The organism is Pseudomonas sp. ANT_H12B (assembly GCF_008369325.1).
Classification (GTDB): Bacteria; Pseudomonadota; Gammaproteobacteria; order Pseudomonadales; family Pseudomonadaceae; genus Aquipseudomonas.
The window spans coordinates 65,817-85,907 of record NZ_VOBI01000002.1; the positions used below are offsets into that span (position 1 = coordinate 65,817).

Annotated in this window: 22 protein-coding genes and 1 pseudogene; 10 read left to right on the forward strand and 13 right to left on the reverse strand. The window is 59.4% G+C overall.

Annotation, left to right across the window (positions count from 1 at the left end; all coding sequences use genetic code 11):
- Complete coding sequence (locus FQ185_RS03145; protein ID WP_149416208.1) at positions 1 to 1,494, reverse strand: YifB family Mg chelatase-like AAA ATPase; 1,494 nt, start codon at positions 1,492 to 1,494, stop codon at positions 1 to 3.
- 336 nt (positions 1,495 to 1,830) lie between these two features.
- Here FQ185_RS03145 and FQ185_RS03150 point away from each other — a divergent pair.
- Positions 1,831 to 1,974: pseudogene (locus FQ185_RS03150) on the forward strand (HigA family addiction module antitoxin); the annotation flags it as partial.
- A gap of 4 nt (positions 1,975 to 1,978) precedes the next feature.
- Here FQ185_RS03150 and FQ185_RS03155 read toward each other — a convergent pair.
- Entirely contained in the window at positions 1,979 to 2,500 is a 522-nt protein-coding gene (locus tag FQ185_RS03155) for a Bro-N domain-containing protein (protein ID WP_149416210.1), read from the reverse strand.
- Between the two features lie 437 nt (positions 2,501 to 2,937).
- Positions 2,938 to 3,198 carry an accessory factor UbiK family protein gene (locus FQ185_RS03160; protein WP_008007559.1) on the reverse strand — a complete coding sequence of 87 codons (261 nt, stop codon included), beginning with the start codon at positions 3,196 to 3,198 and terminating at the stop codon, positions 2,938 to 2,940.
- Between the two features lie 419 nt (positions 3,199 to 3,617).
- Between FQ185_RS03160 and glnK the strand changes: the two genes are divergently transcribed.
- From glnK to sutA, 4 genes are all read left to right on the forward strand, one after another.
- Positions 3,618 to 3,956: a P-II family nitrogen regulator gene (gene glnK / locus FQ185_RS03165; RefSeq protein WP_002555808.1), complete on the forward strand. Its 339-nt coding sequence runs from the start codon at positions 3,618 to 3,620 to the stop codon at positions 3,954 to 3,956.
- A 37-nt stretch (positions 3,957 to 3,993) separates the two neighbouring features.
- Positions 3,994 to 5,331, forward strand: coding sequence for an ammonium transporter (locus tag FQ185_RS03170; RefSeq protein ID WP_149416211.1), 1,338 nt, complete (start codon positions 3,994 to 3,996; stop codon positions 5,329 to 5,331).
- 215 nt (positions 5,332 to 5,546) lie between these two features.
- On the forward strand, positions 5,547 to 5,972 hold the full coding sequence (locus FQ185_RS03175) for a secondary thiamine-phosphate synthase enzyme YjbQ (protein WP_007894872.1): 426 nt from the start codon (positions 5,547 to 5,549) through the stop codon (positions 5,970 to 5,972).
- Positions 5,973 to 6,074: 102 nt separating this feature from the next.
- Positions 6,075 to 6,398: a transcriptional regulator SutA gene (gene sutA, locus FQ185_RS03180; RefSeq protein ID WP_149416212.1), complete on the forward strand. Its 324-nt coding sequence runs from the start codon at positions 6,075 to 6,077 to the stop codon at positions 6,396 to 6,398.
- Between the two features lie 96 nt (positions 6,399 to 6,494).
- Here sutA and FQ185_RS03185 read toward each other — a convergent pair whose 3' ends face one another.
- The 6 genes from FQ185_RS03185 to FQ185_RS03210 are packed head-to-tail and all read right to left on the reverse strand — an operon-like array spanning position 6,495 to position 11,117.
- Positions 6,495 to 7,205 (reverse strand): HAD family hydrolase, encoded by a 711-nt coding sequence (locus FQ185_RS03185; RefSeq protein WP_149416213.1) that lies wholly within the window; start codon positions 7,203 to 7,205, stop codon positions 6,495 to 6,497.
- A complete protein-coding gene (xerC, locus tag FQ185_RS03190; RefSeq protein WP_149416214.1) occupies positions 7,202 to 8,101 on the reverse strand; it encodes a tyrosine recombinase XerC in 900 nt (299 codons plus the stop codon). The genes FQ185_RS03185 and xerC overlap by 4 nt, the downstream gene beginning before the upstream one ends.
- 2 nt (positions 8,102 to 8,103) lie before the next feature.
- The gene (locus FQ185_RS03195) at positions 8,104 to 8,829 is read right to left on the reverse strand and encodes a DUF484 family protein (RefSeq protein ID WP_149416215.1); all 726 of its coding nucleotides are present in this window, start codon (positions 8,827 to 8,829) and stop codon (positions 8,104 to 8,106) included.
- A gap of 13 nt (positions 8,830 to 8,842) precedes the next feature.
- On the reverse strand, positions 8,843 to 9,673 hold the full coding sequence (gene dapF / locus FQ185_RS03200; RefSeq protein WP_149416216.1) for a diaminopimelate epimerase: 831 nt from the start codon (positions 9,671 to 9,673) through the stop codon (positions 8,843 to 8,845).
- 4 nt (positions 9,674 to 9,677) lie between these two features.
- Complete coding sequence (lysA, locus tag FQ185_RS03205) at positions 9,678 to 10,925, reverse strand: diaminopimelate decarboxylase (protein WP_149416217.1); 1,248 nt, start codon at positions 10,923 to 10,925, stop codon at positions 9,678 to 9,680.
- 9 nt (positions 10,926 to 10,934) lie between these two features.
- Positions 10,935 to 11,117 (reverse strand): lipoprotein, encoded by a 183-nt coding sequence (locus FQ185_RS03210; RefSeq protein WP_149416218.1) that lies wholly within the window; start codon positions 11,115 to 11,117, stop codon positions 10,935 to 10,937.
- A gap of 330 nt (positions 11,118 to 11,447) precedes the next feature.
- On the opposite strand from FQ185_RS03210, the gene cyaY reads away from it, so the two are divergent.
- The 3 genes from cyaY (at position 11,448) to rnk (ending at position 12,632) form a co-directional block, all read left to right on the forward strand.
- Complete coding sequence (cyaY, locus tag FQ185_RS03220) at positions 11,448 to 11,780, forward strand: iron donor protein CyaY (RefSeq protein WP_149416219.1); 333 nt, start codon at positions 11,448 to 11,450, stop codon at positions 11,778 to 11,780.
- Between the two features lie 4 nt (positions 11,781 to 11,784).
- Positions 11,785 to 12,003, forward strand: a complete 219-nt coding sequence (locus tag FQ185_RS03225; RefSeq protein WP_149416220.1) for a DUF1289 domain-containing protein — start codon at positions 11,785 to 11,787, stop codon at positions 12,001 to 12,003.
- A gap of 218 nt (positions 12,004 to 12,221) precedes the next feature.
- Positions 12,222 to 12,632 carry a nucleoside diphosphate kinase regulator gene (gene rnk / locus FQ185_RS03230; RefSeq protein ID WP_149416221.1) on the forward strand — a complete coding sequence of 137 codons (411 nt, stop codon included), beginning with the start codon at positions 12,222 to 12,224 and terminating at the stop codon, positions 12,630 to 12,632.
- Positions 12,633 to 12,637: 5 nt separating this feature from the next.
- Here rnk and FQ185_RS03235 read toward each other — a convergent pair whose 3' ends face one another.
- From FQ185_RS03235 to FQ185_RS03245, 3 genes are all read right to left on the reverse strand, one after another.
- Complete coding sequence (locus FQ185_RS03235) at positions 12,638 to 15,481, reverse strand: class I adenylate cyclase (protein ID WP_149416222.1); 2,844 nt, start codon at positions 15,479 to 15,481, stop codon at positions 12,638 to 12,640.
- Positions 15,482 to 15,676: 195 nt separating this feature from the next.
- Positions 15,677 to 15,922, reverse strand: a complete 246-nt coding sequence (locus FQ185_RS03240; protein WP_094470036.1) for a TIGR02647 family protein — start codon at positions 15,920 to 15,922, stop codon at positions 15,677 to 15,679.
- A 294-nt stretch (positions 15,923 to 16,216) separates the two neighbouring features.
- The gene (locus FQ185_RS03245) at positions 16,217 to 16,501 is read right to left on the reverse strand and encodes a hypothetical protein (RefSeq protein ID WP_045059685.1); all 285 of its coding nucleotides are present in this window, start codon (positions 16,499 to 16,501) and stop codon (positions 16,217 to 16,219) included.
- A gap of 124 nt (positions 16,502 to 16,625) precedes the next feature.
- On the opposite strand from FQ185_RS03245, the gene FQ185_RS03250 reads away from it, so the two are divergent.
- Complete coding sequence (locus FQ185_RS03250; RefSeq protein WP_149416223.1) at positions 16,626 to 17,285, forward strand: glutathione S-transferase family protein; 660 nt, start codon at positions 16,626 to 16,628, stop codon at positions 17,283 to 17,285.
- A gap of 116 nt (positions 17,286 to 17,401) precedes the next feature.
- Here FQ185_RS03250 and argH read toward each other — a convergent pair whose 3' ends face one another.
- On the reverse strand, positions 17,402 to 18,796 hold the full coding sequence (gene argH / locus FQ185_RS03255) for an argininosuccinate lyase (protein ID WP_149416224.1): 1,395 nt from the start codon (positions 18,794 to 18,796) through the stop codon (positions 17,402 to 17,404).
- A 449-nt stretch (positions 18,797 to 19,245) separates the two neighbouring features.
- Here argH and FQ185_RS03260 point away from each other — a divergent pair, with 449 nt between their 5' ends.
- Entirely contained in the window at positions 19,246 to 19,992 is a 747-nt protein-coding gene (locus tag FQ185_RS03260; RefSeq protein ID WP_149416225.1) for a LytTR family DNA-binding domain-containing protein, read from the forward strand.
- The last annotated feature ends 99 nt before the right edge of the window (positions 19,993 to 20,091 follow it).

The window sequence follows — 20,091 nt, forward strand, 5'->3', positions numbered from 1 at the left end:
CTAATTTGTGCTCGGCCGGTATTGCAGCGCCTCGGCCAAGTGCTCGCGGGTGATGCCATCGACTTGCTCAAGGTCCGCCAGGGTGCGCGCCACTTTGAGCAGTCGATGGGCTGACCTTAGCGACAAGGTCAGTCGTTCGCACGCAGTCTCCAGCCAGGTTTCGTCGGCTGTGGATAAGTTGCAATGGCGGCGCAGGCCTGGCAGATCGAGAAAGGCGTTGGCGCAGCCCTGGCGTTTGTGTTGCCGTTCTCGTGCTTCGGCGACCAGAACAGCGGCAGTGGCCGTGTCGTCGCCGGCCTTCAACGCGGGGTTCAACGCCGTAGCTTCACGGGCGACGGTCAGGTGCAGGTCGATACGATCCAGCAGTGGCCCCGACAGTTTGTTGCGGTAGCGCTGGACCATGTCCGGCGTACAACTGCATTTGCCGCTGGGTTCGCCAAGATATCCACAGGGGCACGGGTTCATCGCGGCCACTAATTGAAAGCGAGCCGGAAATCTCACGCGATCCTTGGCGCGGGAAATTACGATGCAGCCCGACTCCAATGGCTCTCTCAGAACCTCCAATACCTTGCGATCAAATTCCGGGAGTTCATCGAGAAACAGCACGCCATGGTGGGCGAGAGTTATTTCGCCGGGTTGCGGTTTCGAACCACCGCCCACCAACGCCGGGCCCGAGGCGGAGTGGTGGGGTTGGCGGAATGGTCTTTGCGGCCAGTGGCTTAAGGGCACGCAACTGGTGACGGATTGAATGGCAGCGACTTCCAGCGCCTCGTTTTCGGCTAACGGGGGAAGCAGCCCCGGTAACCGACTCGCCAACAGTGTTTTCCCGGTCCCCGGCGGTCCGCTAAATAACAGGTTATGAGCGCCCGCCGCAGCTATCAGCAACGCACGCTTGGCCGAGAGTTGGCCCTGCACCTCATTCAAGTCCGGATAGGGTTTGCTGGCGTAGAGCAAGCCATTGGAAACGTAGGGCTCGACCGGCGTATGTCCATTGAAATGTGCAACGGCTTCCAGCAGGTGATCCACGGCAAACACCTTCAACCCGGACGCCAGGCACGCCTCCTCGGCATTCGCCCGCGGCACCATCAACGAACGCCCGGCCTTGCGTGCTGCTAGCGCAGCCGGCAACACACCTCTCACAGCACGTACCGCGCCTGACAACGCCAATTCGCCGAGGCATTCAATGTCATCCAGCGTCAACGTCGGCACCTGGACGCTGGCGGACAGAATCCCCAAAGCAATCGCCAAATCGAATCGTCCGCCGTCCTTCGGTAGGTCAGCGGGAGCGAGATTCAAGGTGATACGCCGTGCCGGGAATTGCAGCCCTGAATTGATGATCGCGCTACGCACTCGATCCTTGCTTTCCTTCACTGCAGCCTCCGGCAAACCCACCATCGTCAATGACGGCAAACCGTTGGCCAGATGGACTTCTACGGTAACGGCGGGCGCATCCACGCCAATCTGGGCACGGCTGTGGACGATGGAGAGGGACATGGTCGTTCCTTGAGCATTTTACGGGGGGCGCTTCCTGCGGGTTTTTGAAGGGTAGACGGGTGCGATAGATTTGGGGCGTGGTTATGCAGGCAAACTTTCACTGGATGTTGCGGACACGGAGCGGGGTAGTTGCGAGGCACAAAAAAACCGCCATTCAGACGGTTTTTTCAAGAAGCAGTATTTAGTTTCTTCCACCAGCCAACCAACCACTGGGTTCAAGTTCTTTGCCGCGCGCGATGGCGACTTCAATAAAGCGTCGTTGTTTAGTCGATAAATTCCCAGCCAAGCGACGTGCTTCGGCGTGAAGTTCAGTAAGTTGTAACAGCTTCGGTTGAAGTGAGCGAGGTGGTGAGGCAGCAGAGCGGTGTCAGTGTTGGTCTGGCAAAGAAGCTATCCATGCTTTTGAATACCACGCCCGAATTCTGGCTGAATCTGCAATCGAGCTACGATCTTCGTAGCGCCGAAATCGAGCGTGGATGAGCGCTTAAAGCGAATGCAACGCTCGAGAAGCTTTTTTCCACCATGGAAGGTTGACCGGACGCTGCGTTTGCTCGCCGCTCGGCAGCATATGTGGAACATCCTGCAACCGAATCCACGGTTGATTATTCCAATGCAACAGGCTCAGCGACATCTCAGGCCAGCTCAGCAGGCTCAGGATCGGGCGTTCGGTTGAAGTGGCTTGCTGGGCATCTCTGAGGGCGGGGACCACATCGTGGGTCAGCCATTCGCGCAGGGCCCGGTATTCGGGGCAGTAGTGGTAGACCAGCAGCGCGTAGACGCCGGATTCGCTGATGAGCAGGGTGTTTTCGATGGTGCCGTGGATGACGACTCGTGCGGATTGATGTTGATCGGGATCGAGTTTTCGGACGGCGCGTTCGTCGAGGAAAAGACGAAGCAGACGGCCTAAGTCTCGGGCGCTGAACCAAGGCTGGTTTTCGATCAAAAGCGCGTGAAGGTGGAGTTTGTGGCGGGTGAAGACTTGGGGGATTAGATAGTTTTCGTCCATAGCGCAGTACCCAAAATTCGCTTGATAGATAACTGCCACTTATCGTCGCCAAACAATAAGGGTGGCAGCGGCGTGCGGGTTGGCGAACCGGCCAAGCGAATACCGGCAGACCCGAAGGTCTCCCACACGCAGCCGCCATAATTCGAATCGGGAGAGATATCCGTAATCGAATGAGGTTGCGTGCATAGCTTGGTTCCAGGTCGCCAAACCCAGTGCTGAACATTCAGCATTGGGTGAGCTTAGGAACCGGGGCTTTGCTGCGCAATCGGACGGCGGTGGTTTTCTTGTAGGACGTTGCCGGGGGTTTTGAGGGCTTAAAGATCAAAAGATCGCAGCCTTCGGCAGCTCCTACAGGGGTGGTCTGTCCAGTGTGGGAGGGCTGGTAGACCGAGGCGACTCCATTCGCGGGCAAGCCCGCTCCCACAGGGATTGTGGTGTTATTCGGTTGGTGGATTGAGCTTCGCTTCCAGCTCAGCCACTTTCGCCTCAAGACTCTCGAGCCGTGCACGGGTGCGTGCCAGCACAACCATCTGGCTATCAAACTCTTCCCGGCTCACAAGATCCAGCTTGCTGAAGCCGCTCTGCAACAGAGCCTTGAACTGGCTTTCGATTTCGCTTTTCGGCAGTGGGGTGTCGCCGCTGAAGAGGCGCGAGGCGGTGCCGCTCAGGGCATCGAGGAAGTCTTTGGGTGCGAGCATGGGAAATGTCCTGTCAACAATGGCGGGCAGTGTATCACGCAGTGTCTATAGTCAATCCCGACAGGAGGCCGTGCACGCTTTTCGCGCATGCGGATGGACGGCAGCGCACTGTTGTTGTGCGTAGCGCCGCGGGAGTTGCGGTGAAGAGGCAGGGATCAGCGGCTAAAAGCCTGAAAACAGGGAGCTTTGTGGAGATGGCAAGCTTTCTGCTTAGTGCCTAGTGACCCATGCACTGATGCAGTCGCTGTGACGAATGCAGTGCGCCAAGCGGAACGGGGGAAGAGTTTCGTGCGGAGTGGTTAGCAGACATCGGACGGGCAGGTAAGGCCGACGATGCGTTACAAAGCCAGGCACTGCGCTTAGACTTGAGTCGGGTTTGTTTTCCTGGGGCAAGTCCACCAATTCGGGAGAGAGTTTTCATGAAGCTAGTCACTGCCATCATCAAGCCGTTCAAACTGGACGACGTGCGCGAGTCGCTGTCCGAGATCGGCGTGCAGGGCATTACCGTTACTGAAGTCAAAGGCTTCGGTCGGCAGAAGGGTCACACCGAGCTGTATCGCGGCGCGGAGTACGTGGTCGATTTCCTGCCAAAGGTGAAGATCGATGTCGCCATTGACGACAAGGATCTTGATCGGGTTATCGAGGCGATAACCAAGGCTGCCAATACCGGCAAGATTGGTGACGGCAAGATCTTCGTGGTCAATCTGGAACAGGCGATTCGCATCCGTACCGGCGAAACCGATACCGACGCGATTTAAAAGCCGCCACAAACCCAACGCCCCAGGAGAAAACAATATGACTCTGCGTAAATTCGCAGGGCTAGGAGCCCTGTTGTCCCTCGTAATGCCCAGCCTGGCTATGGCGGCAGACGAAGTGGCGGCCCCAGTCCTCAACTCCGGCGACACCGCCTGGATGTTGACCTCGACAGCCCTCGTGCTGTTCATGACCATTCCCGGTCTCGCGCTGTTCTACGGCGGCATGGTTCGTTCCAAAAACATTCTTTCCGTGATGATGCAGTGCTTCGCCATTACCGGTCTGATCAGCATCCTGTGGGTCATTTATGGCTACAGCATTGCGTTCGACACCACTGGCATGGAGCAGGGCGTCGTCAACTTCAACTCGTTCTTCGGCGGCATGGGCAAGGCTTTCCTCGCCGGTGTCACGCCATCGAGCCTGACCGGTCCCGCAGCGTTGTTCCCTGAGGCGGTGTTCATCACCTTCCAGATGACCTTCGCCATCATCACCCCTGCGTTGATCGTCGGTGCCTTCGCCGAGCGGATGAAGTTCTCCGCCATGCTGATCTTCATGGGCGTCTGGTTCACCCTGGTGTATGCACCGATCGCGCACATGGTCTGGTCCGGTAACGGCGGCCTTATGTGGGACTGGGGTGTGCTGGACTTCGCCGGCGGCACCGTGGTGCACATCAACGCCGGTGTGGCCGGTCTGATTGCCTGCCTGGTACTGGGCAAACGCAAAGGCTTCCCGACTACCCCGATGGCGCCGCACAACCTCGGTTACACCTTGATGGGCGCTGCCATGCTGTGGGTCGGCTGGTTCGGCTTCAACGCCGGTTCCGCCGCAGCGGCCAACGGCACTGCCGGCATGGCGATGCTGGTGACCCAGATCGCAACCGCCGCCGCCGCATTGGGCTGGATGTTCGCCGAATGGATCACCCACGGCAAACCAAGTGCACTGGGTATTGCTTCGGGTGTTGTGGCTGGTCTGGTTGCAATCACACCAGCCGCTGGCACGGTGGGCCCGATGGGCGCTCTGGTCATCGGTCTGGCGGCCGGCGTGGTGTGCTTCTTCTGCGCCACTACCCTTAAACGCAAACTCGGCTATGACGACTCCCTGGACGCCTTCGGCGTGCACGGCATCGGCGGTATCCTCGGCGCGATCCTGACCGGTGTGTTCGCTGCACCATCCCTGGGCGGCTTCGGCACCGTGACCGATATCGCCGCCCAAGTCTGGATTCAGTGCAAAGGCGTGGGCTTCACGGTGATCTACACCGCGATCGTCACTTACATCATTCTCAAGGTGCTGGACGCTGTCATGGGGCTGCGTATCACCGAAGAAGAAGAGGCGGTCGGCATCGATCTGGCACTCCACAACGAACGCGGCTACAACTTGTAAGCACGCGAATAAAAAAACTTGCCCGGCTTGCCGGGCATTTTTTTGTCTGGAGTTTGTCATTGAAGGAACTGCTGAAAGGTTTTTTCGTACACGTTTAGTGGCGTTTACGACGGACGTTTTTCTGCGGCCAATGGCTTACATGATTGAAGGAATATTAGGGCCTTTGTTTTTTCCCAGAGCGCGCTAGAATGCGCCCCGAACGTGCGGAGAACTGTATGTGGCAACAGACTCTGATTACCCTGCGGGCGAGGCCCCGGGGCTTTCATCTGGTAACGGACGAGTTACTCGCCGGCCTGCCTGAACTCAAGGCATGTCGGGTCGGTCTGTTGCATTTGTGGCTGCAGCATACCTCGGCGTCGTTGACCATCAACGAGAACGCCGATCCGGCGGTACGTCGCGACTTCGAACGATTTTTCAATCGTCTGATCCCACAAGGAACAGACGGCTATGAGCATAACGACGAAGGCCTGGACGACCTCCCGGCGCACTTCAAGGCCAGCGTGCTTGGCTGTCAGCTCAGTTTGCCGATTTCGGCAGGCCGATTGGCGCTGGGGACCTGGCAAGGCGTTTATCTGGGCGAGCACCGTGATCATGGCGGTGCCCGTAAAGTCCTCGCCACCGTGCACGGTGAAGGGGAATAAGCCGTTGGTCACCAACGGCGGTTGAATTTTTTCCGGCGGCCGTCGACAGACGGCGAAGCTGGGCTATAACTAATCTGCTTTTCGCAAGTCATGAGGTAGAACATGAGCGACGATGATCTGGAAAACGACGACCTCGAAGTAGGCGACGAAGACGAGGCTGAAGAAGGCTTGGAAGCGGCGGCAGAAGACGTCGCGGACGACGACGGCGGTGATGCACCCGCTCCGACGGCCAAAGGCAAGGCCAAGGCGGCGGTATCGGTTGATGAATTGCCGAGCGTCGAAGCCAAGAACAAAGAGCGAGACGCTCTGGCGCGCGCTATGGAGGAGTTTCTCTCCAAAGGCGGCAAGGTGCAGGAAGTGGAGGCCAATGTGGTCGCCGATCCTCCCAAGAAGCCTGACAACAAGTACGGTAGCCGGCCTATCTAAGGTTGCTGCTTGCTTGCTGAAAAAGCCCGCCGTCGCTGCGGGCTTTTTTATGGGCGGAGTAAAAATCTGGAAATCTGCAGTGATCCCTGTGTGAATTCAGGATCCGTGTTGGGCGTTCCACCGGGCCAGCAGCGCTGGCAAGTCGCTCAAGCTACGAATCTCGGCGTCCGGCAAGTGATCTGCTTCCCACACTTTGCCGGCCGGGTTAAACCAGATCGCCCGCAACCCTGCCTGCTGCGCCCCGGCAATGTCATCACCCGGATGATCGCCGACATGCACCGCCGTCTCGGCAATCGCGCCGCCCCGTTGCAATGCCTCATGAAACAGTCGCGCATCCGGCTTGGCGATGCCGATGTCTTCGGCGCACAGCGCAAACTTGAAGTAATCCGCCAGCCCTAACCGACGAACATCGGCATTGCCGTTGGTGACCACGCCCAAGGCGTAATGCTTGGCCAGGGTCTCTAGCGTCGGCTCGACTTCAGGGAATACCTCGATCTGATGCCGCGCATGCAGAAACACTTCAAAACTCTTGTCGGCCAGGTCTGAAGCCTGCCCGTGGTCGTAGCCCGCGTCTTCCAACGCCTGGAACAATACCCGGCGCCGCAGGGCGCTGATGCGGTGCTTGAGGCTCGGTTCGCTGCTCAGGATTCGCTCACGAATGGCCCACAAATGCTCAACCGGCACGGCTCCAAGGTTCGGCGCATGCTCGGTCAGCCATTCACGCAATACGGCTTCGGCGCTGACGATTACCGGGGCGGTGTCCCACAGGGTGTCGTCGAGGTCGAAGGTGATCAATTGGATGGTCATGAATCATCGCCCTTAATGCGTTTGGCCCTTGGATGGGCGCTGTCGTATACCGTCGCCAGATGCTGGAAATCCAGGTGGGTGTAGATCTGGGTGGTCTTGATGTCCGAGTGGCCGAGCAATTCCTGCACGGCTCGCAAGTCCTGTGAGGACTCCAGCAAGTGGCTGGCGAAGGAGTGCCGCAGCATGTGCGGGTGCAGGTTCTGTCCCAGCTCACGCTCGCCAGCGGCTTTAACCCGCACCTGAATCGCCCGAGGCCCCAGACGCCGACCTTGCTGGCTGACAAACACCGCATCGTCCGCAGGATTGGTCATGGCCCGCAGCGGAAGCCACAGTTCCAGGGCTTCGCGGGCCTTTTTACCCACTGGCAGCAGACGGGTCTTGCTGCCTTTCCCGAGCACCTGGACCATGCCGTCGGCCAGATCCAGTTGGTCAACATTCAGCCCCGTCAGTTCCGAAAGTCGTAGTCCGGAGGAATAGAACAATTCAAGAATCGCCTGATCCCGTCGCGCCAGAAAATCATCCTCCACCGCGCCCTCAAGCAGTTGCAGCGCACGGTCGGTGTCGAGGGTTTTCGGCAGGCGTCGCTCGCCTTTGGGCGGTGCCAGACCGTTGGCCGGGTCATGCTCGCAAAGTCCTTCGCGGTTCAGATAGTGATAGAGCCCGCGCACCGCCGACAGCAACCGCGCCAGGCTGCGGGACGATTGACCTTGTGAATGCAGGCGAGCGATCAGGCTGCGCAGGCGCTGGATGTCCAGCGCGGCCCAGCTGCTGATGTTCTGTTTGACGCACCAGCCCAGCACTTTGTCGAGGTCATGGCGGTAGGCGTACAGCGTGTGAGGCGACACCTGCCGCTCACTGCGCAGGTGTTCGCAGTAAGCGTCCAGTTGCCGTTCCACGATCAGCGCACCGAGCGCAGGGAGGTGTTGACCCGTGGCAGCACGCGACCCATGACTTCGGCGATGTAGCTGAGGAATAGCGTGCCCACCGAGCTCTTGTAGTGCTGCGGGTCGCGGCTGGCGATGGCCAGGACGCCGTGGATGCCTTGATAGCTGATGGCGACGACGGCGGTGGAACCGATCTGCTTGCGCTGTTCTTCACCGAACAGGAAGTCCAGTTCGTGCTCACGCAGGCTGCCGCTGACGCTTTTGTCTTCCGAGAGCAAGCCACCGATGGCTGTTTGCGCGTCGGCATGAGTGACCCAGCGGCCCACCGGCATCGGGTTGTCACCCAGCAGGATCAAACTGACAAAGGGCACCTGGAAGTCCTGGCGCAGGCTGTCTTCGACGCTGATCACCACATCTTCCAGGGTGGTGGCGTCCATCAGCGCGAGAATCAGGCGGCGGGTCTTGTCGAAAAGTCGGTCGTTGTCGCGGGCGACGTCCATCAAGTGCGAGAGGCGATGACGCAATTCGATGTTGCGGTCGCGCAGGATGGTCATCTGGCGTTCGACCAGCGAAATGGTGTCGCCGCGCTGGTGCGGAATGCGCAAGGTTGCGAGCAGGTCTTCATGCTCGACGAAGAAATCCGGATGAGCCTCCAGGTACGCGGCAATCGCCGCCGCCTCAAGGCTTTCGGAAGGGGATTCGTCGGGCTGTAGGGCGGGAACCTGGGGCTTATCTTTCATGGATTCGACTCTCTCAAAGACGCACTTGTCCTTCATAAACGCGTACTGCCGGGCCGGTCATCATGACCGGTTGGCCAGGGCCTGCCCATTCGATGGACAGACGCCCGCCGGGCAGGTCGATCAATAGCGGCGAATCCATCCACCCCTGGCTGATCGCGGCCACTGCGGCAGCGCAGGCGCCGGTTCCGCAGGCCTGGGTTTCCCCGGCCCCACGTTCCCAGACGCGCAATTGCGCGCGGTTCCGGTCGATGACCTGGAGAAAACCGACATTGACCCGCGCCGGGAAGCGCGGATGGTTTTCGATTTTCGGCCCCAGTTCATGCACCGGTGCATTGTTGATGTCGCTGACTCGCAGCACGGCATGGGGGTTGCCCATGGAGATGGCGGCCAGTTCGATCGCAGTACCGTCGACGTCAACCTGATAACTCAGGGCCTGTTCCGGCGCTTCAAATGGAATATCGGCCGGTACCAGGCGCGGTGCGCCCATGTTGACACCGATCTGGCCGTCGCTGCGGATATCCAGTTCGATGATGCCGCTTTTGGTTTCGACGTGGATCAGCCGTTTCGCGGTCAGGCGCTTGTCGAGCACGAAGCGTGCGAAACAGCGAGCACCGTTGCCGCACTGTTCCACTTCGGAACCGTCGGCGTTGAAGATCCGATAGCGAAAATCCACGTCCGGGTTGCTCGGTGCTTCGACGATCAGCAACTGGTCGAAACCGATGCCTGTGTGCCGATCGCCCCATTGTTTGGCGTGCTTGGGCAGGATGTGCGCGTGCTGGCTGACCAGGTCCAGGACCATGAAGTCATTGCCCAGGCCGTGCATTTTGGTAAAACGCAGCAGCATGGTTTTACTCCGGCAGCAGGCTTTCGCCAGCAAACAACTCGGCTACCGTCTCACGGCGACGCACTTCAACCGCCTGATCACCGTCCACCAACACTTCAGCGGCGCGGCCGCGGGTGTTGTAGTTGGAACTCATGACAAACCCATAGGCACCGGCCGAATGCACGGCCAGCAGGTCGCCTTCTTCCAGGGCCAACTGACGATCCTTGGCCAGGAAGTCGCCGGTCTCGCAGATCGGCCCGACGATATCGTAGGCACGAGCAGCAGTATCGCGTGGCCGCACGGCGGTGACGTCCATCCAGGCCTGGTACAGCGCCGGGCGGATCAGGTCGTTCATGGCCGCGTCGACGATGGCGAAGTCTTTGTGTTCGGTGTGCTTGAGGTACTCGACCTGAGTCAGCAGCACGCCGGCGTTGGCGACGATGAAGCGGCCCGGTTCGAACACCAGCGCCAGGTCACGACCGTCGAGACGCTCGCGCACGGCTTTGATGTAGTCGGCGGCCAATGGCGGCTCTTCATCGCGATAACGCACGCCTAGACCGCCACCGAGATCGATGTGGCGCAGGTAGATGCCGCAATCGCCGAGGCGGTCGACCAGGCCCAGCAGGCGGTCGAGGGCATCGATGAACGGTGGCAGGGTGGTCAGTTGCGAACCGATGTGGCAATCGACACCGACGACTTCCAGGTTTGGCAGTTGGGCGGCGCGGATGTACACGTCTTCGGCGTCGGCAATGGCGATGCCGAACTTGTTCTCTTTAAGACCGGTGGAAATGTACGGGTGAGTGCCGGCGTCGACATCCGGGTTCACGCGTAGCGAGATCGGCGCACGAACGCCCAGCTCGGCGGCGACCACTTGCAGACGTTCCAGCTCATCGGTGGATTCGACGTTGAAGCAGTGCACGCCGACTTCCAGGGCACGACGCATGTCGTCACGGGTCTTGCCGACACCGGAGAACACGATCTTGTCGGCGCTGCCACCAGCGGCCAGTACGCGTTCGAGCTCGCCACGGGAGACGATGTCAAAACCGGCGCCGAGACGGGCCAGGACATTCAGTACACCCAGGTTGGAGTTGGCCTTGACGGCAAAGCAGACCAGGTGCGGCATGCCGGCCAGTGCGTCGGCGTAAGCCAGGTACTGGGCTTCGATGTGGGCGCGGGAGTAGACATAGGTCGGTGTGCCAAAGCGTTCAGCGATGGCGGACAGGGCAACACCTTCCGCGAACAGCTCCCCGCCACGGTAGTTAAAAGCGTCCATGGCGTTCCCTTAGTAGACGTCGTGCTTGTGTGATTTGGACGCAGGCTGTTGTTGCGACGACTTGGCCTGCTCTGCAGGATCCTGGTTCTCGTCAGGCAGGTACAGCGGGCCTTTTTGACCACAGGCCGATAATAGGCTGACAAAAGCGACGAGCGAAGCGAGCGCAGCGAAGGAAGAGATCAGGCGCTTCATGGCGAAATCCTTGAAAATGCGTTAATTGCGCCGGAGTATACCGGCCACCCGGCAGCTTGCCTATGTAACGGAGCTCCCGTCCGGCGGGGCTTGGACTGATGCAGGCTGGCCATACACAATACCTGTGGGAGCGGGCTTGCCCGCGAAGACGGAGTATCAGTCAACAATTATCTTGAATGTGCCGGCCTCTTCGCGGGCAAGCCCGCTCCCACAGGTCCGGTGTTTAACCTGGCTGTATCGACCCCTTGGCCGTTATCCTTTGCAATCACCGGGGCTCGCCCGTATCTTGCGGCGCTTGAGCGTGAGTAGACACTTTTTGAGGTTCCCGCAATGAGTTTGACTGAAGCCCGTTTCCACGACCTGGTCGATGCCACCCAGCAGTCGCTGGAGGATATTTTCGACGAGTGTGATCTGGACATCGATCTGGAGAGCTCGGCTGGCGTGCTGACCGTGAAGTTCGAGAACGGCAGCCAGTTGATCTTCAGCCGTCAGGAACCGCTGCGCCAGCTGTGGCTCGCGGCCGTTTCCGGCGGGTTCCACTTCGATTACGACGAAGAAAGCGAGCGCTGGATGTGTGACAAGAGCGAAGAGCAATTGGGCGAAATGCTTGAGCGCATCGTCAAGCAGCAGGCCGACGCCGAACTCGATTTCGAAGGTCTGTAAAACCGTGACCCAGCCTGCACCCGTTCGTCCGCCAAAGCCGCTCTACAGCAACGTCAGCCCGGCGGTGCCGTCGCCGTGCAGCGGCGTGTGTCGATTGGATGAGCAGAAGGTCTGTCTCGGGTGTTTTCGCCACGTCGAAGACATCCGCGAATGGCGCTCGGCGGATGATGAGCGGCGGCGGGTCATCTGCGCCCAGGCTGCTCAACGCAAATCCTGCGTCTGACGCACAACCTGTGGGAGCGGGCAAGCCCGCTCCTACAGGATCTCTACTTGGCCGACGCATCATTTCCCCCTATCGGGTCCCTTGTCCCCTGACTTGTATATTTATTGGGCTGTGATAGTGTCCGGGTACGCCTCAACCCATCGAGGCTCGTGAAAACCCCGCCTTTTTCTGGCGGGGTTTTGCTTTTTTCGTGCAGAAGAAAGGAGTCTGCCTGGATCATGACCGTACCTTCCATCACCCTTACCCGTCTGGACGTGCAACGTCTGGAACGCCTGATCGACAGCCTGGATGACACGCTGCCGGGCGTTATCGCGCTGCAAACCGAGCTGGATCGCGCCGATACTCTGGTCAGTCACGAAGATGTGCCTGCCGATGTCGTGACCATGAATTCCCGCGTGCATTGCCGCGAAGAAATCAGCGGCAAGGACTATCACCTGACTTTGGTTTACCCGAAGGATGCCAATGCCGACGACGGCAAAATTTCCATTCTTGCGCCGGTCGGCAGTGCACTGCTCGGCCTTAAGGTTGGTCAGCACATCGACTGGCTAGCACCGGGCGGCAAAACGCTGAAACTGACCCTGCTGGAAGTTGAATCGCAGCCGGCCGAGGGCGGCCACTTTCCGGAATAAACCCGTCAGACCTGCTCGAGCGCCTCGTTCAATGCGCGCTCCAGGTCGGCCTTGTAGCGCAAATACAAATTGCTTGAACACTGACCGTCATCGAGCAGGCCCGACAGGTCCAGATCGGTGATGTAGCACCGGTAGCGTTCGGTTTCGCGGCGCTGCCCGACAATTTCCCGGGCGACCACGCGAAACAGCAGGTCGCCATGTTCCAGCTCTGAAAACTCCCGCTGATTGCAATACAACGTGACCTGCACCTTGCCCGGCGCGGCTTTGCCGATGATCGCCTGCACGTCGTAGAACGGTTTGTTGACCGGAGTTTGCGGCGCCAGCCGCGCTTCGACCCGCCGGACTCGGCCGGGGCCGGATGGCAACAATTGGTAGTACAAGGTTTCCGGGCTCTGGCGCTGGGCGGCGTCCATCGGCAGCAAGGCGTCACGCCGATACTGGATCGATTGCAGGAAACGCTGCAACGGCACCAACAGGCTTTGTTCGTCGTGCCAGGGCAAACGCTGCTGGCACAGGGCATTGAATTCATCGAGCACATACAGGTCGACCTGGTCTTCGTTGACCCGGTAGAACACCTGAATGCAGTCGGGCTGACCCATGGGTAGAAGCAGCGCCAGGTCGTGGTCTTCCAGTGCCATCGGGTCCAGATGCAGAGGGCTGTAGCTCGTCAGTTCTTCACCGAGGTAATCGAACAGTGCCGGCAGCGTGGCGAGTGCGACGTGGTTGACCTGGCCGGGCACCAGCTCCAGCACGTGGTAATGCTGCTGCACCTGAATCAGGTAGCGATGATTGAGTTTGCTCAGCAGCAGGTTTTGCGCGGTATCGAGGATTTCTTCAACCCGCTGGGCGATGAACTGCGCACGGTTGTGACAGAAGCAACGTACGCGTAATTTTGGCTGTTGCAGCCCGCTCGGCAGGTTGTTGAGGTAATCGCGCAAGCAGTCGAGCAGAGCGTGAGGACCGTCGAAGCGATTGACCAGCACCTCATTCCAGCTGTTGAGCGTGACCTGGTCCAGGGTCAGCACCAGGTTTTCTCGAACGCCGGCGTAGCTCAGCGAATCGGTACGCTCGGTGGTCATCAGGATGTTCAGATCACGGTGGTGCTTGAGCGGATCGACCCCGACGTTCACCAGAATCAGCACCTCGCTCGGCACGCTGGGACGCAGCAGTGGTTCTTCGGCAACGGTGGGCAGGGGCAGGGCGATGGTCTGTTGCAGGCTGCCGAGCAAGTTGAACAGTTCGAACTCGCTCAGGTCGCTGGTGCCGGGATGCAAGGCCAGACGGGTGCCGCTGTCGATCACGCCGTTGCGATGGCACCAGGTCAGCAGCTCGAGCAGTTGGCGACTGCGCTTGATCGGCGCGAAATGCTCCCACTCGTGGACCGTCAGGCTGCCGTTGTACAAACCCCATTGGGTTTGCCCCGATTCTTTCTTGTTCCGCGCCTGCACCAGGGTCAGGGTGTCTTCGGCCAGGTCCGGGGCGATGCCCGGGTTGATGAACTCGACCTTGTCGGCCTTGCGTTCGAAGGCGGCGTAAAGGCGTCGACCGAGTACGTTGAGGTCGCGTTTGTTGATCAGGCCGACGGTCTGATCGTTGCGGGCGAACTGCGTCAGGAAGCGGTAGCTGTAATTCAGCTCGTTGACCAATGCTCTGCGCTCAGCGCCGACCTGGCGGACTTTCCACTGGCTGCGGCTATCGAGCAAGGCCAATTGGCGATGATCCCAGTGCCATTCGTGGGCCAGGCGTTCGAGCAACGAACGTTGCCAGCTCTGAGTGCGGCTGCTGCCAGTGAGCTTGCGATTGACCTTCAGGTATAGCGCGCGGCGAACCAGCTCCAGCCGTTCCGGTTCGCCACGGGCGGTGAGGTATTCCTCGATGCGCCGGTAAACCACGACGTAAGGGTCCAGCTCATCGAGGTCCAGCCGATTGGCGAACACCGCTTGCTTGAAACGCAGGCTCAGGCAATGGACCTTGGGGTGTTCGCTGGCGTAGACCTCGATCAACAGCAGCTTGAGCACCGATTTGTACGGCGACTCGATGCCCTTGAACAACTGCCAGAGCCCGGCACCGATGAACTCGCCGGGCGGAATAAAGGCCATATGCCCCAAGTCCAGCGTTTCGTCGGCACGGATGAATCGCTTGGACATCAATGTGTGGGTGTAACGGTCGTAACTTGCCTCTTCGTAGACCGGCACCAGCCACCAGATCGGCGTGCGTCCGGCCAGCCAGATCGCGGTGCGATAAAACTCGTCCAGCAACAGATAGTGCTGAGTGGTGCCGCAGTCTTCCGAGCTCAGTTGCGTATCGCGCTCGCCACGTACGAAACGGATCGGGTCGATCAGGAAGAAATGCGCCTCGGCGCCCTGGCTGGCAGCCCAGGTTTCAAGCAGCTGACATTTTTTGTTCAGCTCGGTGAGTTCGGTTTCGCTCAGGTCCGGCGCGTGGCAGACCCACACGTCCATGTCGCTCTGATCGGCCTGAGCCAGAGTGCCAAGACTACCCATCAAAAACAGGCCGTGAATCGGTCGCGGCGGATTGCTGCCGTGGCGTGGCTTATAGGAAAACGAGCGAGTCAGGCGTTGGGCTTCAGCGAGGACGTTGGCGTCAGGCTCGTAATTCGACAGCCCGGCCGGTGTGCTGCCCGAGACGTATCCCGGCAACAGTGGGTGATTGACGTGGAAAAACAGCGGCAACAGGGTCAACACCGCTTGCTGGCGGGTCGACAACCCTTCCATGGCGCGCGCCATACGGCCGTCGTTGAGCTTCAGAAACCGTGCGCGCAGTTGGCTGAGCACCTTGCGGTCGATTCCTTCGTCCAGATCAGGACGGATTTCATGGTTGCGGGTCATGTCAGCTCAAACCGGCTCGCGGGGCTCGGAGGTGGGAAGTCTGCGGATGAGGGGCAGTTTAGCGCCTCGGCCTCGGGACTTTTAAGCTGATTTTGTGTTTTTGACGTCAGATTTCTACCGCGCGGCGACGGCAGCTAACAAAGTGTGCCCGCGGAAATCCCGTAGCAGGGGTTTCCGTGGGCGATGCGGTGATGCTCAGGCTGTTTCCTGGACGCTCAGAATCGTCAGAACGGTTTGTACGTTTTGTGCGGCGTCACGACCCAGACTGGTCAGATAACCACCATCGGGCTGGTCGATCAGTTCTTTTTCGTACAGGCGTTGAGCGGCAGCAATGGCTTTCGGGGCAGCGGTCTGATGAATTTTCAAACCTTCCTGGGAACTGTCCAGGTTGAAGAGGGCGAGGATTTCCAGTTCGGCAACCAACTCAGGGGTAAGCGACATAAGGACTCCAGACTTTCTAGGAATTGGACGACAGCGCCCCTAAGGTGAGCCCACTTGTGCGGCATGTCCAGTGCTCGCATCAGGGTTTTTTTCGCCTCAGGAAGCATTCCCCGGTGGGTGGTGCGGCAGCGGGGTGGTTAGCAGTGTAGACAGGGTCTGGGGGAAGGCTGGAGTGATGGGTGACAATTTGTGTGGGAGCGGGCTGGCTCGCTCCTCAAGAGGTCGTCACATCCAGCATCAATGTTAACTGACATTACGCTTTCGCAAGCAGGCTCGCTCCCACAGGGTATTCGTTTACTTCTTTTCAGGCGGCAACTCTGGCAATGCGCGCAGCGCTGTTTCGTACCACTCGGTATTGAACGCGCGGTCTTCTTCAAGGATGGCGTCGATTTCCACGGCCAGAACGTGGGCCATCAGATTGAGGATTTCTTCACGCTCGTAACCGACCAGGGTCAACTTGTTGAAGGTCGCCTTGGCGGCCGGCGGGTTGTCACTTTCGATCTGGTTTTCGATGGCTTCGACCAGGGTGTTTTCGGCGAACTCTTCTTCGTCGATCTCGATATCTGTTGGCTCGCTCATGGCAGGCTCCTCAAGTTAAGGCGGCCAGTTTACCTGCATTCAGCGCTGTGATGCTGCTGGCAAGATGCGCCCGGGCGTTCTATAAACAGGCACTGCCAACCCCGCACGGCCTGGAGGCTAAGTGATGCTCAAGCTTTATGGATTTTCCGTCAGCAACTACTACAACATGGTCCAGCTGGCGCTGCTGGAGAAGGGACTGCCGTTCGAAGAAGTCCTGTTTTACCCAAGCCCTAGCCCCGAGGCATTCGTCATCAGCCCGCGCGGGAAGGTGCCGGTGCTGGGCGTCGAACAGGGTTTTGTCAACGAAACCAGCGTGATCCTCGAATACCTCGAACAAAGTCAGAAAGGCACGCCGCTGCTGCCGAGCGATCCCTTTGAGCGGTCGCAGGTCCTGGCGCTGGCCAAGGAAATCGAGCTGTACATCGAACTGCCCGGGCGTGCCTGCTACGGCGAAGCGTTTTTCGGCATGACCGTGCCGGATGCGATCAAGGACAAGACCAAGGCTGAACTGCTACTGGGTTTTGCGTCGTTGAACAGGCACGGCAAATTCGCCCCATATGTGGCAGGCGACAGTTTGAGCATTGCGGATTTGTATTTCCTCTACAGTGTGCCGCTCGCCTGTGCGGTGGCGCAGAAGCTGTTTGATCTGGATTTGCTGGCGCAGATGCCGGCGGCCAGGGCGCTGCTGGAGCGTTTGGAACAGAACCCGAACGTGCAGCGGATTGCGGCGGACAAGGACGCGGCGATGCCAGCGTTTTTAGCGATGGTCGCGTCCAAGAAGTAGGTTTTACAGCGTCTTCAAGACCGCTTTCGCGAGCAGGCTCGCTCCCACAGGGGAACGCATTCCAAATGTGGGAGCGAGCCTGCTGCGGGCGGCGTTCCGACGAAGCTTTTGGCGATTTAGCGGCTGGCGAGCAATGCCTGGCCGCGAACCACAGCCTTCTTCACCTGCACCGGCGCAGTGCCGCCGATGTGGTCACGGGCATTCACCGAGCCTTCCAGGGTCAGCACGGCGAACACGTCCTGGTCGATCTGGTCGCTGAACTTGCGCAGTTCTTCCAGGCTCATTTCCGCCAGATCCTTGCCGCTTTCCACGCCGTACTTCACGGCATGGCCAACGATTTCGTGACAGTCACGGAACGGTAGGCCACGGCGTACCAGGTAGTCAGCCAGGTCGGTGGCGGTGGAGAAACCGCGCAGCGCCGCTTCGCGCATCATCGCGTGCTTGGGTTTGATCGCCGGGATCATGTCGGCAAAGGCCCGCAGCGAGTCGCGCAGTGTGTCGGCGGCGTCGAACAGCGGTTCCTTGTCTTCCTGGTTGTCCTTGTTGTAGGCCAATGGCTGGCCTTTCATCAGGGTCAGCAGGCCCATCAGCGCGCCGAATACACGGCCGGTCTTGCCACGCACCAGCTCCGGCACGTCCGGGTTTTTCTTTTGCGGCATGATCGAGCTGCCAGTGCAGAAACGGTCTGGTAGATCGATGAACTGGAACTGCGCGCTGGTCCACAGCACCAGCTCTTCGGAGAAGCGCGACAAGTGCATCATCGCGATGCTCGCGGCCGAGCAGAACTCGATGGCGAAGTCACGATCGGACACGTTGTCCAGCGAGTTACCGCCCACAGCGTCGAAGCCCAGCAGTTGAGCGGTGTATTCGCGGTCGATCGGGTAGGTGGTGCCTGCCAGTGCGGCGCTGCCCAGCGGCATGCGATTGGTACGTTTGCGGCAGTCGACCAGGCGCTCGTAGTCGCGGCTGAGCATTTCGAACCAGGCCAGCATGTGGTGCCCGAAGGTCACCGGCTGCGCGGTTTGCAGGTGAGTGAAGCCCGGCATGATGCTGCCGGCTTCACGCTCTGCCTGTTCCAGCAAGCCTTTTTGCAGGCGGGTGATTTCGCTCAGGATCAGGTCGATCTCGTCCCGCAGCCACAGGCGGATGTCGGTGGCGACCTGGTCGTTACGGCTGCGACCGGTGTGCAGCTTTTTACCGGTGACGCCGATGCGGTCTGTCAGGCGTGCTTCGATGTTCATGTGCACGTCTTCGAGGTCGATGCGCCAGTCGAACTGGCCGGCCTCGATTTCACCCTGGATGGTCTTCAGGCCATCGGTGATGCTGTCGCGCTCGGCATCGGTCAGCACGCCGACCTTGGCCAGCATGGTGGCGTGGGCGATCGAGCCCATGATGTCGTGGCGATACAGGCGCTGGTCGAAAGTGACGGAGGCGGTGAAGCGGGCGACGAAGGCGTCGACGGGTTCACTGAAGCGGCCGCCCCAGGACTGATTGGTCTTGTCAGTGCTCATGAATTCGCTCGTATCGGCTGAAGAAAGATGGCGTTGAAAGCTGTCGCGGATAATAACAGGGTTGCCAATCCTGTCGCTGACACTGGTCGACACGTTTTTTTCTCATGCCTCGGTCCATACTCGAATAAGGCTTGTGCAACGATATTTTTCAATTGAGCAATATCGTCCCGGCAACCGTCTACAGTTGGACAGTAGGAACAGCGCACTTCCTGGCGCTGCGGCCGACTATAAGAAGAGGGGGTGTTCATATTGTGTATCAGCAAACCCTACGGCGATGCCTCGCCCACGCGGGCCAGAGCCGCCAATCGTTCGGCAGATGAAAATTTAGCCGTCGGTCGCGCGGCACTTTTTGGCCATCGCGCTAGTCTTAGCGTGGATCGCGGTGACGGACGTCACTTCACCTGTCTACGCTATCCTTGTGCGAGACTCACGCAGGAATCCAGCGCAATATGAATGTCCTGATCGTTGATGACGAACCCCTTGCCCGCGAGCGCCTGAGCCGAATGGTCGGCGAACTCGAGGGATACAGTGTCCTGGAGCCCAGCGCCACGAACGGCGAAGAGGCGTTGGCACTGATCGACAGCCACAAACCGGATATCGTGTTGCTCGATATTCGCATGCCGGGCCTGGATGGACTGCAAGTGGCTGCACGACTGTGCGAACGCGAAACCCCGCCTGCCGTTGTGTTTTGTACAGGACCCGATGAATTTGCCGTGGAAGCCTTACAGGCCAGCGCCGTAGGCTATCTGGTGAAACCTGTGCGTACAGAACATCTACACGAAGCGTTAAAAAAGGCCGAGCGTCCCAATCGCGTCCAGCTCTCCGCCCTGACTCGCCCCGCCGCCGAAAGTGGCAGCGGCCCACGCAGTCACATCAGCGCCCGTACCCGAAAAGGTATCGAACTGATCCCGTTGGATCAGGTGGTCTACTTCATTGCGGATCACAAATACGTGACCTTGCGCCACGAAGGCGGCGAAGTACTGCTGGATGAACCGCTCAAGGCCCTCGAAGATGAATTTGGTGACCGGTTCGTGCGTATTCACCGCAACGCACTGGTTGCCCGCGAGCGAATCGAACGCCTGCAACGAACGCCTCTGGGGCATTTTCAGCTGTTCCTCAAAGGCCTGAACGGTGACGCTCTGATCGTCAGTCGGCGCCATGTGGCCGGCGTTCGTAAAATGATGCAACAGCTTTAATTCGTCGCTCACAGGCGAATTTCACACCCGATTGCCGGACATCCGAGGCCAGGGAGGCCAAGCAGTTTTTGATACAAGTCAAAGTGGATTTGGCTGAGC